Annotated in this window: 13 protein-coding genes; 3 read left to right on the forward strand and 10 right to left on the reverse strand. The window is 67.1% G+C overall.

The window, feature by feature from the left end:
• Nucleotides 1-73 precede the first annotated feature (73 nt).
• The 3 genes from B447_RS18335 to parC are packed head-to-tail and all read left to right on the forward strand — an operon-like array spanning nucleotide 74 to nucleotide 3227.
• Nucleotides 74-325, forward strand: coding sequence for a type II toxin-antitoxin system Phd/YefM family antitoxin (locus tag B447_RS18335; RefSeq protein ID WP_002924022.1), 252 nt, complete (start codon nucleotides 74-76; stop codon nucleotides 323-325).
• Nucleotides 322-774: a PIN domain-containing protein gene (locus B447_RS18340; protein ID WP_002944019.1), complete on the forward strand. Its 453-nt coding sequence runs from the start codon at nucleotides 322-324 to the stop codon at nucleotides 772-774. The genes B447_RS18335 and B447_RS18340 overlap by 4 nt, the downstream gene beginning before the upstream one ends.
• Nucleotides 771-3227 carry a DNA topoisomerase IV subunit A gene (gene parC, locus B447_RS18345; protein ID WP_002944020.1) on the forward strand — a complete coding sequence of 819 codons (2457 nt, stop codon included), beginning with the start codon at nucleotides 771-773 and terminating at the stop codon, nucleotides 3225-3227. Before B447_RS18340 ends, parC begins: the two co-directional genes overlap by 4 nt.
• Nucleotides 3228-3286: 59 nt before the next feature.
• Here the strand turns inward: parC and B447_RS18350 are convergent, their stop codons facing one another.
• From B447_RS18350 to B447_RS18395, 10 genes are all read right to left on the reverse strand, one after another.
• Entirely contained in the window at nucleotides 3287-4729 is a 1443-nt protein-coding gene (locus tag B447_RS18350) for a methyl-accepting chemotaxis protein (RefSeq protein WP_002944021.1), read from the reverse strand.
• A gap of 82 nt (nucleotides 4730-4811) precedes the next feature.
• Nucleotides 4812-5354, reverse strand: a complete 543-nt coding sequence (locus B447_RS18355) for a PAS domain-containing protein (protein ID WP_002944022.1) — start codon at nucleotides 5352-5354, stop codon at nucleotides 4812-4814.
• Between the two features lie 207 nt (nucleotides 5355-5561).
• A complete protein-coding gene (gene motD, locus B447_RS18360) occupies nucleotides 5562-6395 on the reverse strand; it encodes a flagellar motor protein MotD (protein WP_002924004.1) in 834 nt (277 codons plus the stop codon).
• A 13-nt stretch (nucleotides 6396-6408) separates the two neighbouring features.
• Nucleotides 6409-7149, reverse strand: coding sequence for a flagellar motor protein (locus B447_RS18365; protein WP_002944023.1), 741 nt, complete (start codon nucleotides 7147-7149; stop codon nucleotides 6409-6411).
• A gap of 46 nt (nucleotides 7150-7195) precedes the next feature.
• Nucleotides 7196-7963, reverse strand: a complete 768-nt coding sequence (locus tag B447_RS18370; RefSeq protein WP_002944024.1) for an RNA polymerase sigma factor FliA — start codon at nucleotides 7961-7963, stop codon at nucleotides 7196-7198.
• A 125-nt stretch (nucleotides 7964-8088) separates the two neighbouring features.
• Complete coding sequence (locus B447_RS18375) at nucleotides 8089-8877, reverse strand: MinD/ParA family ATP-binding protein (protein WP_002924001.1); 789 nt, start codon at nucleotides 8875-8877, stop codon at nucleotides 8089-8091.
• A gap of 1 nt (nucleotide 8878) precedes the next feature.
• The gene (gene flhF, locus B447_RS18380; RefSeq protein WP_002944025.1) at nucleotides 8879-10378 is read right to left on the reverse strand and encodes a flagellar biosynthesis protein FlhF; all 1500 of its coding nucleotides are present in this window, start codon (nucleotides 10376-10378) and stop codon (nucleotides 8879-8881) included.
• 150 nt (nucleotides 10379-10528) lie between these two features.
• Nucleotides 10529-12622 carry a flagellar biosynthesis protein FlhA gene (gene flhA / locus B447_RS18385; RefSeq protein ID WP_002944026.1) on the reverse strand — a complete coding sequence of 698 codons (2094 nt, stop codon included), beginning with the start codon at nucleotides 12620-12622 and terminating at the stop codon, nucleotides 10529-10531.
• Between the two features lie 17 nt (nucleotides 12623-12639).
• Entirely contained in the window at nucleotides 12640-13782 is a 1143-nt protein-coding gene (flhB, locus tag B447_RS18390; RefSeq protein ID WP_002944027.1) for a flagellar biosynthesis protein FlhB, read from the reverse strand.
• 153 nt (nucleotides 13783-13935) lie between these two features.
• Nucleotides 13936-14394 carry a DUF192 domain-containing protein gene (locus tag B447_RS18395; protein ID WP_002923995.1) on the reverse strand — a complete coding sequence of 153 codons (459 nt, stop codon included), beginning with the start codon at nucleotides 14392-14394 and terminating at the stop codon, nucleotides 13936-13938.
• Between the last annotated feature and the right edge of the window lie 131 nt (nucleotides 14395-14525).

Raw genomic sequence — 14525 nt, forward strand, 5'->3', positions numbered from 1 at the left:
GACATTGCCCGATCAGACCACTGGAACTAAAGTAGTGACATTCACTACTTTAGCTCCTAGCCAAGGACCCGATATGCATACCGTCTCCGCTGCCGAAGCAAACCGACAGTTCTCCAGCCTGCTGCGCCAAGTGAGCCAGGGTGAAACCGTTACGGTCCTGTCCCACGGTCGCCCTGTTGCAACCATCAGCCCCGCTGTCGTCGGGACGGAACTCGACCACGATCGAACCAAGGCGCGCGCTCGCCTACTTGCCCGGCTAGACGGGGAGCCCGTTGCGGACAACCGCAACTGGACCCGCGCCGAGTTGTACGACCGCGGCCAATGAAGATCGCCCTCGACACCAACATCCTCGCCTATGCAGAAGGCGCCGGCGACAACGCACGTTGCGCTGCGGCCCGGGTGCTGCTCGGAACGCTCTCGGCGAGCGAGGTGATGATTCCCGCCCAGACGCTGGGTGAGTTGTATCGGGTCCTGACCGGAAAGCTCAAGCGCGACGCCGAAGCGGTTCGCACAGCCCTGCTCGACTGGTCCGATGCCTACGAGGTGGCCGATTCGACCTGGCCGAGCTTTCAGTCGGCCATCGACCTGGCCTGCGATCACCGCATGCAGGTTTGGGATGGCCTGATCCTCTCGGTCGCTGCGGAAAACCGTTGCCGCCTGCTGCTGAGCGAGGACCTGCAGCACGGCTTCACCTGGCGCGGCGTCACCGTCATCAATCCTTTCGAGCATGTCGCACACCCGCTACTGCTCGCAGCCTGCAGTTCGAATACATGAGTACAGACACTCCCGATCTCTTCGATGCGCCTGACGCATCCGAATCCGTAACACTCGCGACCTCGACGCCCACTGCAGTGAAGAACACCTCAGGTACGGCGCAGGATACGGGCACCAACGACTCACCGACGGCCACCGGCGCGAACCTGCCCCCGCCCCCCGCGCCGCCCACCGCCCCCGAGCCCGAACCCGAGGACGACGGCACCCTGGCGCTCGACCGCTACGCCGAGCGCGCCTACCTTGCCTACGCGATGAGCGTGGTGAAGTCGCGCGCGCTGCCGCAGGTCGAGGACGGCCTCAAGCCGGTGCAGCGCCGCATCCTGTACGCGATGAACGAGATGCGCCTGTCGTCCACCTCCAAGCACGTGAAGTCGGCGCGCGTGGTCGGCGACGTGATCGGCAAGTACCACCCGCACGGCGACTCCAGCGTCTATGACGCCATGGTGCGGGTGGCGCAGGATTTCTCCCTGCGCTATCCGCTGGTCGACGGCCAGGGCAACTTCGGCTCGCGCGACGGCGACTCGGCGGCGGCGATGCGCTACACCGAGTGCCGGCTGACGCCGATCGCCGAGCTGCTGCTGTCCGAGATCGACCGCGGCACGGTGGACTTCATCCCCAACTACGACGGCGCCTTCGAAGAGCCGCAGCTGCTGCCGGCGCGCCTGCCCTTCGTGCTGCTCAACGGCGCCTCGGGCATCGCCGTGGGCATGGCGACCGAGATCCCGCCGCACAACCTGCGCGAGGTGGCCGAGGCGACCTGCCACCTCATCCGCCACCCCGAGGCGACGCTCGAGGACGTGCTCGGCATCATCCCCGGCCCCGACTTCCCCGGCGGCGGCCAGCTCATCTCCACGCCCGAGACCATCCGCGACGCCTACGCGGCGGGCCGCGGCAGCCTGCGCCTGCGCGCACGCTGGAAGATCGAGGAACTCGCCCGTGGCCAGTGGCGGGTGATCGTCGAAGAGCTGCCGCACGGCGTCTCCGCCGCGCAGGTGCTGTCCGAGATCGAGACCCTGACCAACCCGCAGCCGCGCGCGGGCAAGAAGGAGGTCTCGCAGGAGCAGAAGAACCTCAAGCAGCTCGTGCTCGGCGTGCTCGACACCGTGCGCGACGAATCCAGCGACAAGGCCCCGGTGCGCATCGTGCTGGAGCCCAAGTCCAGCCGCCAGAACCGCGACGAGTTCATGGCGGTGCTGCTCGCCCACACCAGCCTGGAGACCTCGGCCTCGGTCAACATGACCATGATCGGCCGAGATGGCCGGCCGCAGCAGAAGAACCTGGTGCAGGTCCTGCGCGAATGGATCGACTTCCGCTATGTCACCGTCGAGCGCCGCACCCGCCACCGCCTGGACGAGGTCGACCGCCGCATCCACATCCTCGAGGGCCGCATGATCGCCTTCCTGCACATCGAGGAAGTGATCCGCGTGATCCGCGAGTCGGACGAGCCCAAGCCGGCGCTGATCGCCGCCTTCGGCCTGTCCGAGACCCAGGCCGAGGACATCCTCGAGATCCGCCTGCGTCAGCTGGCCCGCCTCGAAGGCTTCAAGATCGAGAAGGAACTCGCCGAGCTCAAGGACGAACGCGCCGGCCTTCAGCACATCCTGGACAACCGCGCGGCGATGACCAAGCTGATCCTCAAGGAGATCCAGGACGACGCGAAGAAGTATGGCGACGACCGCCGCACCCTGGTCGAAGCGGTGGCCGCGGTGGCTCCTGCCGAGATCAGCGTGCCGGACGAGCCGGTCACCGTGATCGTGTCGAAGAACGGCTGGGTGCGTTCGCGCCAGGGTCACGGCATCGACCCCGCAGGCATCGCCTACAAGGCCGGCGACTTCGGCTTCGCGGTGATCGAGACGCGCACCACCTGGCCGCTGATCGTCATCGACAGCAATGGCCGCGCGTACACGGTAAAGGTGTCCGACCTCCCCGGCGGGCGTGGCGACGGTGCGCCGATCACCACCCTGGTCGAGTTCCAGGACGGCGGCAAGCTCGCCCAGGTGGTCACCGACACGCCGGACGCGGTGTACTTCTTCGCCAACAGCGGCGGCTACGGCTTCCTGTGCAGCGTTGCGGACGCCAGCAGCCGTCAGCGCGCGGGCAAGGCCTTCATGAGCCTGGAAAAGGGCGAGAAGGTATTGGCGCCGGCCAGGGTGTTCGGCGACTGGATCGCAGCGGCGTCCGAGAACGGCCGCCTGCTGGTCTTCCCCCGCCCCGAAATGAAGACCCAGAGCGGCGGACGTGGCGTGATCGTCATGGCACTGGACGAGGGCGAGACGCTCGCCGCCGTGGCCGTACCTGCAGACGACGCAGTGCTCACGGTCAAGGGCTCAGGCCGCGGCGGCAAGGCGGTGAGCATCGAACTGAAGCCCTCGCAGCGCGAACCCCTGCGCCACCGGCGTGCACGCAAGGGCGTGCCGCTGACCCCGAAGGTGAAGCCGGAACAGCTCTACTGAAGCAGCGCCCCGTGCCCCCAGCCTTCGGGCCGGGCACGGCCGGCATGCCCGGACACAAGCTAGTGCCGGGTGTTCCCGTTGCGCCCCTGCTCCACCCGCTTGTGCTCGATCATCTCGCCAATCAGCCGGATGACCTCGCTGCTGGCCGCTTCGGCGGCGCGCATCTCGTCCACGATGCGCTTGAAGACGGCCTCGTCGTGCAGCCAGTCTCCCCGCGAAGCCTCCACCGCACGCTGCACGCCGTCATGCACCGCATGGTGCGGCCTCTCCAGGCTGCGATAGGCGGGTGCTCCCGCGAACGCCCGTGCCCCGTCGCCTTCGTAGTACCAGTGGCCGAGCCGGCACGTGCGCGCCGTCACCGAGACCTCCTCGACGCGCTCGCGTCCGCCGCTCTCCACCGCGACATGGGCGTTCTGCATGTAGATGATGTGGTCGACCTTGACCAGCGTGCCGAAGACTCGCTCGCGGGCAGTACCGATCAGGCGGATGGTCTCGTCGGCTGACTGGGCCACGTCGGCGAACCCATCGGCAAAGAGCCTCACACGGTCGGTGACCTCTGCAACCTGGCCGCTGACCCCACCTGTCTGGTCGACCATCTCATCCACGCAGGCGCGCAGGCTGCGTACGACCTTGCCGATCTCCTCGGTGGCCTGGCGCGTACGATCCGCGAGCTTGCGCACCTCGTCGGCAACGACGGCAAAGCCGCGACCGACCTCTCCGGCGCGGGCTGCCTCGATGGCTGCATTGAGCGCGAGCAGGTTCGTCTGCTCGGTAATCTCGGAGATGAGCTTCACCGTGTGGTCGATCTCCTGGCTCGAGGCACCCAACTCCCCCGCCGCACTCCCCATGCGCTGCATCCGGCCATGCATCGAGGTCATGGTGGCGCGCAGGTCGGCCACCGTCTCGCTGCTGTCACGCGCCCCCCGGCCGTTGCGCTCCGCAATGTCGAGCACGTCGCTCATCAGCTCGGACACGTTGAGCATGTCGTTCTGGTTGATCCTGAGGTTCTTGAACAGCGAGCCGGCGTTCATCTCGTGCAGGTTGGCCGACAGGCGGTTGCGCCGAGAGAACTCGTCCGCCTTGAGCATGGCCTCGAGCGCGTGATTGATCTCGTGTTCGGAGCGGCCGAAATCGCCCGGCATGCCCATCGGCATCGCCGGACGGGTAAAGTCGCGCCGTGCTGCGCGCTCGAAGCAGTTCGACACATCCTTGAAATAGGTTTCGACCACATCCATGAGGTCGTTGAAGTTCCACGCAACGTGGCCGATCTCGCCCAAACCCGAGACATTGGTGATGCGATGGTGGGTATTGCCCTGGCGCGCCGCCACGATCGCCTCGTTGAGGCGGGTCACCGCGTCCAGCGTACGGCGGTGATGCACGAAGGAAAACACGACGTAGGCCAGCGTCCCCAGCGGCAGCAAGGTGTTGAGGACGTTCCAGCCCGACGTCCATACATTGAAGCCAGCCAGCATCCAGACGGTGCCGATGTAGATTGCACACATCAGGGTGAACTGCTGCGACGCAAATAGCCGCCCGCGGCTGGTCCCGCTCGTTTGTGCGAGAACTCTCGTGCTGCTCATCGACTCACTCCCCGTTCTTCAGGTGGCGCTTGTAGCAATCGAGCACGAAGGCCTCGTAGCTCGTGCTGCGGGCCTCGAGCTGACGCGTGAGCCAGGCGATCGAGGCATCCGGCGCATCCTTGGCGCCGGCGCGGGCCTCGATTGCGCACATCTCGCGATACAGCGGCTCGATCTCCCGTATCGCGCCGGTCGGCGCCTGCCGGCGCACCGAGTAGTAGCCGATCAGCCGGCCGTCGGAATGGTCGGGCGTGACGTTCGCAAACACCCAGTAGTAGGCGCCATCAGCGGTGATGTTCTTGACGAAGCCGAACCACTCGCGGCCTTCGCCCAGGGTTTTCCAGAGCAAGCGGAACGCGCCACGCGGCATGTCGGGATGACGGATCACGTTGTGCTGCTTGCCAAGCAGTTGCCGCTCCGAAAAATTGGCAACACGCATGAAGACGCGGTTGGCATAGGTGAGGATGCCCTTGACGTCGGTCTTGGAGACGATGATCTCATGCGCATCGAAACGCACCTCTCGATCCACCGGGATAATGCCGCTCTTCATTCAGGTACGACTCCAGGAAGCAGGACGCGGGCAAACCAGTCGCAACGCATGCAGCGAGGGCCTGCGAGTGCAGGTCCAGGCCATACGCCGCATGGCCGTATCATCGCTCATATCGGCCTGCCAGCGACCAACTTTAGGGCGCCTGCGAACATGTCCTGCGCCCTGGAGGCGGCCTGCAAGCTGAGGCGTGCGGCGTTGCCCGGCGGCTCAGAATCCGTCGGGCAGGATCGAGCGAATCGGATCGCCCGCAGGGATGCTGGCCGGCCGCGGATCGGGGGCGACGTCGGCCGTCCGCGACTCGATCAGGATCGTCACCCGCCGATTGCGGCCACGCTCTTCTTCCGTGCTGTTGCCGGCGACAGGGCGCTGGTCCGCGTAGCCCGCCACCGTCAAGCGATCGGGCTGCACGCCACTGTCGATGAAGAGCCGCGCCACCGTGGATGCACGCACCGCCGAAAGCTCCCAGTTGGACGGAAAGCGGAACGTACTGATCGGCACCGCATCGGTATGGCCCTCGACGGTGATCGGAAACCCCGCCGGCGCCAGCACCTGGGCAACGGCCCGCAGCGCATTGACCGCCTGCGTGCCGAGCGCTGCATCGCCGGGTGCGAACAACAGGCTGGCGTTGATCTCGACGCTGACGCCGAATGCCCCTTCGGTGACGTTGACCTGGCCGGCCTGCGTCAACGGGTTGAGCACGCGCCGGATGTCGTCCGCCATGTTGCGCATGCGCTGCGCCATCTCCCGGCGCCGGACCTCGGCCTGCGGATCGACGGCCGGGACGGCCTGCGCAGTGACCGGTCGGGGTGGCACCACGGTGACCTGGGGCAGCGCGATCTGCTCGCTGCTGTCGTTGACGGTGACGTTGCGAAACGCCTGGACGAGCGAATCGGACAGCACACGATACTTGCCCTCGTTGATCGAGGACAGCGAATACATCACCACGAAGAAGGCAAACAGCAGCGTGATGAAGTCGGCATAGGAGACCAGCCAGCGCTCGTGGTTGTCATGTTCTTCGTCGAGCTTGCGCCTGCGCCGCATGGCCGCCCCGCCCTCAGACGACGTAGCCCTGCATGCGGCTGGCGATGATGCGTGGATTGTCGCCGTTGGCAATGCCGACCAGCCCATCGATGAACATCTCGCGCTGGGTCGTGAGGGTGATGATATGGGCCACGAGCTTCTTCGCAATCGGCAGGAACACCAGGTTCGCGAAGCCGACGCCATAGATCGTCGCGACGAAGGCCACGGCAATGCCGGCGCCGAGCCGCGACGGATCGGAAAGGTTCTCCATCACGTGGATCAGGCCCATGACTGCGCCCAGGATGCCAATGGTGGGGGCGTAACCGCCGGCCGCTTCCCACACCCGCGCGGATTGGCGCAGCTGCCCTTCCCAGACGCCGACCTCGACTTCCAGTATCTCGCGCAGACGGTTGGGCTCGACACCGTCGACGAGCAGCTGCAGCCCCTTGCGCATGAAGGGGTCGGACAGCCTCTCGATCTGGTTCTCGAGCGTCAGCAGCCCCTCCTTGCGCGCAACATGGCTCCAGTTCTCGACCTGCTCGATGACCGCCTGGGCGCTCATCGCCGGCGGAACGAACACCCAGCGCGCCATGCGCATGCCTTCGACGAAACTGCGCAGCGGGCTCTGCAGCATCACCGCACCCAGCGTGCCGCCGATCACGATCAGGAAGGCCGTGGGCTGCACCAGCGAGGAGATATGCCCGCCCTCTAGCACCTGGCCGATCACGATGGCCGCAATGCCGAGCGTCAGGCCGACGAGGCTGATCTTATCCATGATGAGGCGTCAAGATACGCACACGCATCCTTGTCAGGGCTTGTGTTCAGTTGGCCGCCTTCTTGGGCGGTCGCCCGCGTCGGCGTTGTGGTGGCAGCGTGGAGCTGCCTTCGAAGAGCCCCGCACGCAGGCGCGCCACGGCCTGGCCGTGCAACTGGCAGACCCGCGACTCGGTCACGCCGAGAACCGCACCGATCTCGCGCAGATTGAGCTCTTCGTCATAATACAGGGCCATCACCATCTGCTCGCGCTCGGGCAACGCGCAGATCGCGTTGACCAGGCGTTCGCGCATCTCGCTGTCCTCGAGCAGGTCGAGCGGATTGCTGTCCGTGGCGGCCAGGTGACGCTCGAGGAAATCGTCGTCCTCGTCGCGGTTGAAGTCCTCGAGATAGACGAGCTGGTGGCCGCGTGCCTCCTGCAGCATGCGCTGGTATTCGTCGAGCGAGACCCCGAGCGACTCGGCAAGCTCCGTCTCCGAAGGCTGGCGGCCGAACTGCTGCTCGAGCGCATGGATCGCCGCCTCGATACGCCGCATGTCGCGGCGCAAACTGCGCGGCAGCCAGTCGTTCTCGCGCAAGCCGTCGAGCATGGCGCCGCGGATACGCTGCACCGCATAGGTCTCGAACTGGGCACCGAGGCCTTCTTCATAGCGGCCGAGCGCATCGAGCAGCCCCATGAGGCCGTTTTGGATGAGGTCATCCACATCCACGCTGGCCGGTAGCCGGGACATGAGCTGGAAGGCGATGCGCTTGACGAGCGGCGCATACGCTTCGATGAGGCTGCTCTTGTCGAGGTTGCCGTTGGCGTCGTACATCCATTCAACCTGTATCTTGGGACGACGCGAGCCCCTGCCCGCGCTGGCTCCGCTAACCGGAGGCGGTGATTTTCCCGCAGCGGGGGCGGGATTACCAGCGGGAATATTGAAGGCCATGACGGGACTCAGGCACGCATCACACGTGGTGCGCGTGCCATGGCATTGATACGACGCATGAATGCAGCGCCTGCGTCGCGCGAATTCCACTGCAGCGGCTGGCGCAGACCATTGGCGATGTCATCGCGTTCGACCTCGCCGAGCCAGGCCAGCGGCACACCGACATGTCGGCGCACGAGTGCTTCGAGCGTGGCGAAGAAGGCTTGCGCATCGCTGCGGTCGCGCGCCCGGCTGACGGCAACATGCACCGAACCTGCACCTGCCGAAGCCAGACCCTTGATCACCCGATAAGCCTCGGTCGCACCGCTCGCGCAGGCCTCTGCCACCACCAGCCGGCATGGCGCCGCATTGACGAAGGGCGACGGCTGTGCTGCCGCCTCGCCCGCGCCATGCACGAGGACGAAGCCCGCATGGCGGTGCAGCAAGCGAAGCGCCTCGACCAGGCAGGCACGGCGTGCATCGTCGAGCAGCGGCAAGGCCAGTGCGGCCGCCGCCACGGGCACCCGCCCCACCAAACCGGGCACCGGCTGCACCACCGCGGCAAGGGTCGTACGTCCGTCCAGGACCTGCAGCAGGTCCGTACCCTCGCCCGTACCCAGCACGCCGCCCAGGGCGTCCTGGCCCTGGGCCTCGTCCAGAATCAGCACGCGCTCGGCGCGGCCGGCCAGCCGATGCGCGGCGAGCACGGCCGTGTGGCTGCGCTGCCGGCCACACGCATACAGCGCCACCACTACCGGCGGCGCGCGGCGGAACAGGCGCCTGAGGCCTGCCGCCTGGTCTTCGCGTCCGTCGATCATGTCAGGCTCCCATGCCGGCTGCGGCGAGCAGCATGCCCGCCTCGTCGCCATCGAGGCGCCACGGCGACTCGCCCGCATGCTCGCGCAGCGCGCGGTGCAGCAAGTAGGCGCGATTGGGCAGGTGCAGATCTTCGGGCACACGCTGACCATTGGTCAGATAGCGGATGTCGAGCTCATGACGCACGGCCACGTCGAGCGCCGGCGCCAGCGCAGCGGACTCATCAACCTTGGTGAAGATGCAGCCGGCGAGGTCGTTGCCGGCGTAGGCGCGGACGACGTCGTCGAGCGTATCCCCGCGCGCGGTGGCGTTGAGCAGCAGCAGACGGCGCACGTCTCCGGCCGCCGACAGCATCGCCGCCTGCTCGCCGACCAGGCGATCGCGCTGGCTCATGCCCATCGTATCGATCAGCACCATGTGCTTGTTGCGCAGACCCGCCAGGGTCTGGCGCAGGTCGGCACCATCACGCACCGAATACACCGGCACCCCCAGGATGCGGCCATAGATGCGGAGTTGCTCCTGGGCGCCGATGCGGTAGCCGTCGGTGGTGATCAGGGCCAGCTTGCCGGCGCCATGGCGCACCACGCAGCGCGCCGCCAGCTTGGCGGTGGTCGTGGTCTTGCCCACCCCGGTCGGCCCCACCAGGGCATACACGCCGCCGCGATCGAGCAGATCCTCGTCGGACGAGCGCGCGCGCATCATGCGGTCGAGCATGCTGCCCACGGCCTCGCGCGCTTCGGTGCGGCTCGCATCCTCGGGAACGGCCTCGACCAGCTTGCGCGCGATGGCCGCCGAGAACCCCGCCTCGAGCAGCTCGCCCAGCATCGCTGCGCGCGCAGGCGCGTGGCGCCGGGTCTCACCCCAGGCGAATCCGGCCAGCTGACGCTCGATCATGCCGCGAATGCCGGCCAGTTCGGACATCAGCCGGGCGTTGGTCTCCTGCAATTCGCGCACACGTGCGCCACCAAACTCGTCGCCCTGCGCCGCCGCACGGGTGACCGCCGGCGCACTCGCCTGATCGCTGCGACCGCGCGCCGATGCCGACCGCAGCACGGCTTCGCGGCCACGCATGGCGTAATCGGCGGTCTCGATCCGCGGCGGGTTGAACGGGCGCACCACCGGGCCGGCGCTCTCCGCGCTCGGCTCCACACGCTGTCCGCCGCGCGCCGCCGAGCGCGCTGCGCTCGCCGCCAGGGCAGACAGACTGACCTGGAAATCGCCTTCATCGGCCAAGGCGGCGGGCGCACGCTGAACGGCCTCGGCCTGGGGGCGGGAACCGGACGCAGACTCGTCCGCCACCCTGCCCTGGCCACCGCTGCGCGCACCCATCGTGGCGCGGTTGGCTGCCTGCAGCGCCCCGACGGCGTCGCCGGGCAGGGCAAGAATCTCGACGCCGCCGTCGACCGCACGGTTCGACAGCACGATCGCATCGGGACCGAGCGCCTCCTTCAGAGCGCGAAGGGCTTCACGGGCGGTAGGGGCAAAGTAGCGTTTGACGTTCATGGCGGTTCTCCCGGCGGTCGATGTCGACCACTGCTTGATGGGAATTATCGCCACACCCCGTCAATGCCCAGGGGCCGAATAAAGCGGCTTTACCCCGTCTATTCGGACCTCACTGCGCGCGCCGCGCGATACCCTGGCGCGCGCCCGCGGTCAGCCCTGCGCCCCCACCATGGCGGTGACGCGGATGGTGCGGCTCTCGGGCACCTCGGAGTTGGAGATGACCTTGAGGCTGGGCACCGCACGGCGCAGGAAGCGCGACAGCAGCGTGCGCAACTGCGAGGGCACCAGCAGCACCGGCGGCAGGCCGATGTCCTCCTGGCGCTGGGCGATCTGCGCGGTCTGGCGCAGCAGGGTGTCGGCCAGCCCGGGTTCGATCGCCCCGCCTTCGCTGCCCACGCTCATGGCCTGCAGCAGGATGCGCTCCAGCCCAGGCTCCAGCGCCATGACCTGGACTTCGCCATTGCCCGGGAAGAGGCTCTGGATGATCGCGCGCCCAAGCGCCTCGCGCACGCGGGTGGTGAGCTGCAACGGGTCCTGGGTACGCGGTGCATGCTCGGCCAGCACCTCGATGATGCTGCGCATGTCGCGGATGTTGACGCCTTCCTCGAGCAGGTTCTGCAGCACGCGCTGCAGGGTGCCGATCGCCAGCGTCTTCGGCACGAGATCCTCGATGAGCTTGGGCGAATCCTTGCCCACGTGATCGAGCAGCGCCTGAGTTTCCTGGCGGCCGAGGAGTTCGGCAGCATGGTTGAGGATGACATGGTTGAGGTGGGTGGCCACCACCGTGCTCGCGTCGACCACCGTATAGCCCAGCGCATGCGCCTGGTCACGCGTAGCCGTGTCGATCCACACCGCGGGCAGGCCGAACGCGGGATCGGTCGTCTCGCGCCCGGCCAGCGGACCGGACACCCGCCCCGGGTTGATGGCGAGGAACTGGCCTGGATAGGCCTCGCCGGCACCGACCTCGACGCCCTTGAGCGCGATGCGGTAGCCGTTGGGCTTGAGTTCCAGGTTGTCGCGGATATGCACCGGCGAGGACAGGAATCCGACCTCCTGGGCAAACTTCTTGCGCAGGCCGCGGATACGCTTGAGCAGCTCGCCGTCCTGGCCCTTGTCCACCATCGGAATCAGGCGGTAGCCGACCTCGAGGCCGAGCACGTCCACCTGCGAGACGTCGTTCCAGCTCGCCTCCATCGCATCGGCCTGGGGCTGCTGCACGGGCGCCTCGGACTCGGGCCGTGCTGCCGCTACCTCCTCGGCAACGCGCTGCCGGCGCAGCCACGCCAGCGCCCCGAGGCAGGCCGCAATCAGCAGGAAGACCAGGTTGGGCATGCCCGGGATCAGGCCGAGCACGCCGATGATGATGGCGGTCAGGGTCATCACCGTGGGGTTGGAGAACACCTGGGCAATGACCAGCCCACCAATGTCGCCCTCGTCGCCGACGCGCGACACCACCAGGCCGGCGGCCACCGAGATGATCAGCGCCGGAATCTGCGCCACCAGCCCGTCGCCGATGGTGAGCAGGGTGTAGGTGCGCCCCGCCTCGCCCACCGCCATCTCGTGCTGCATGACGCCGACGAAGAGGCCGCCGAGGATGTTGATCACCAGGATGATGATGCCGGCAATGGCGTCACCGCGCACGAACTTGGAGGCACCGTCCATCGCACCATAGAAGTCCGCCTCCTGGGCGATCTCCTTGCGCCTGCGCTTGGCCTCCTTTTCGTCGATGAGGCCGGCGTTGAGATCGGCGTCGATCGCCATCTGCTTGCCGGGCATCGCATCCAGGGTGAAGCGCGCCGACACTTCCGCGATACGCCCCGCACCCTTGGTGATCACCACGAAGTTGATGATGGTGAGGATCACGAACACCACCAGGCCAACCGCCGTATTGCCGCCCACCAGGAAGCTGCCGAAGGCCTCGATCACCTTGCCTGCCGCGTCGCCGCCACCGTGGCCTTCGAGCAGCACGATACGGGTGGACGCTACGTTCAGCGCCAGGCGCAGCAAGGTGGTGACGAGCAGCACCGTGGGGAATACCGAGAAGTCCAGCGGGCGCTTGGAGTACATCGCCACCAGCATCACCATCACCGAGATCGCGATGTTGAAGGTGAAGAACACGTCGAGCAGGAACACCGGCAGCGGCAGCACCATCATCGACAGGATCATGACGATGAGGATTGGCGCGGCAAGCTGGCGCAGGTTGGCCGAAGTCAGCAGCTGGCGCAGATTCAGGATGTCGTTCATGGGCATAAGTCAGGCGTTCATTCCCCAGGCACGCCGGGATCCATGCCGGCCGGAACCGGCAGCGCAGCCGGCACGACCGGCGGCAGGCCACCCTGCTTGATCCAGGCGTCGAGCTGGTACACATAGGCCATCACCTCGGCCACCGCGGTGTACAGCGCGGCCGGGATGGAGGCTTCGAGTTCGCAATGGGCGTACAGCGCACGTGCCAGCGGCGGCGCCTCGAGCATCGGCACGCCATGTTCGGCGGCAATCTCGCGGATCTTCAGCGCCAGCTCGCCACGCCCCTTGGCGACCACCACCGGCGCCCCCATGCGTTCGGCGTCGTAACGCAGCGCAACCGAGAAGTGCGTCGGGTTGGTGACCACCACATCGGCCTTGGGCACCTCGGCCATCATGCGCCTGCGCGCCATCTCGCGCTGCAAGGCACGGATGCGGCCCTTGACCATCGGGTCGCCCTCCTGCTCCTTGTTCTCGCGCTTGACCTCTTCCTTGGTCATGCGCAGCTTCTTCTGGTACTGCCAGAGCTGGAAAGGCACGTCCATGAGCGCCAGCAGGCCCAGGCTGAGCACGATCAGCAACGCCGCGAAGGCCACGATGCTGGAGAAGTCGGCCATGCCGACCTCGAGCGGCTCGACCATGAGGTCGAACAGACGGTCCTTGTTCATCCACAGCACCAGCGACGCCACCCCGCCCACGACCAGCGACTTGAGGATGGCTTTCACCATCTCCGCCAGGCCATGCACCGAAAACATGCGGCCCAGGCCCTGGATGGGATTCATGCGCCCGAAGTTCGGGCCCAGCGCCTTGGGCGCGAAGACCAGCCCACCGAGCAGCACCGGTGCCGCAACCGCCGCGATCAGCAGGATGAAGAACAACGGCATCAACGTCAGCAGGGCACCGCTGAGCATGCGGTTGAGCACGTCGAGCATCAGCACATGGTCGAACACCGTCGCACGATCGAAGGCGAAACCGTTGCGCACGACCCCTGCGATGCGCGTCGCCATCCAGTTGCCCAGCAGCAGCAGCGCCGCAGCGCCGGTCACGGTGACGAGAAAGGTCGACAGCTCCCGCGATTGCGGGACCTGGCCTTCCTCGCGCGCCTGTTCCAGACGTCGCGGTGAGGGGGCTTCTGTCTTCTCGAGGTCGCTTTCTTCGGCCACGGCCGGCTCCGTCCGCCCCCCGCTCCGCCCGGATGGACCTGGACGCGAGAAGACGTGTGCGGATTATCGGCGCACGGCGGCAATATCTGCCGCCCGATAAAAGCCGGGAAAGCCAGCCAATTCCTGTCTTGGCCCGCCTCGGCAGGCCGCTGTTCAGCGTGCCGGGGGCAGCGCAGCAAAGCCGCGCAGCACGTCGCCCGCCTGGATGCCACGTTCGGCGAACCAGCCGATGTTCATCTCCAGCGCGAAGCGCGCCGGGGCTGCTGCACAGTGGCTGGTCTCGGTCTGTGGCTGCATGTCCTCTATGTTGATGATCCTGGCCTCGGCGTCGAGGAAGGCAACCGACAAGGGCAGGAAGGTATTGCGCATCCACATGCAGTGCCGCGCATCCTCAGGGAACACGAACACCATGCCACGATGCAAGGCCATCGCCTCGCGGTTCATCAGGCCGACCTGGCGCATCTCGAAGGTATGCGCAACCTCGGCCTCGATGCGGTACATGCCCGCGCCCAGTTCGGCGACCGGCATGGCAATCTGCGCCAGTGCCGCAGCGCCGGGCACAAGCGCGACAAACGACAGGCAGGCATGGGCAAGCAGGCGGCGAATCATCATCCTCGGGACCCCGTTCGAGACATCGTGCGCCGCATCTTACCTGCGCCCTGCATGGGCTGACGAGCCGCAGCCCGCTCCCCTTTGCCGTACCCGCCCCGCGCCGTCGCGCCCCCGCCCGCCCCGGGTAGCGG

This window comes from Thauera sp. 27 (genome assembly GCF_000310125.2).
GTDB lineage: Bacteria > Pseudomonadota > Gammaproteobacteria > Burkholderiales > Rhodocyclaceae > Thauera > Thauera mechernichensis.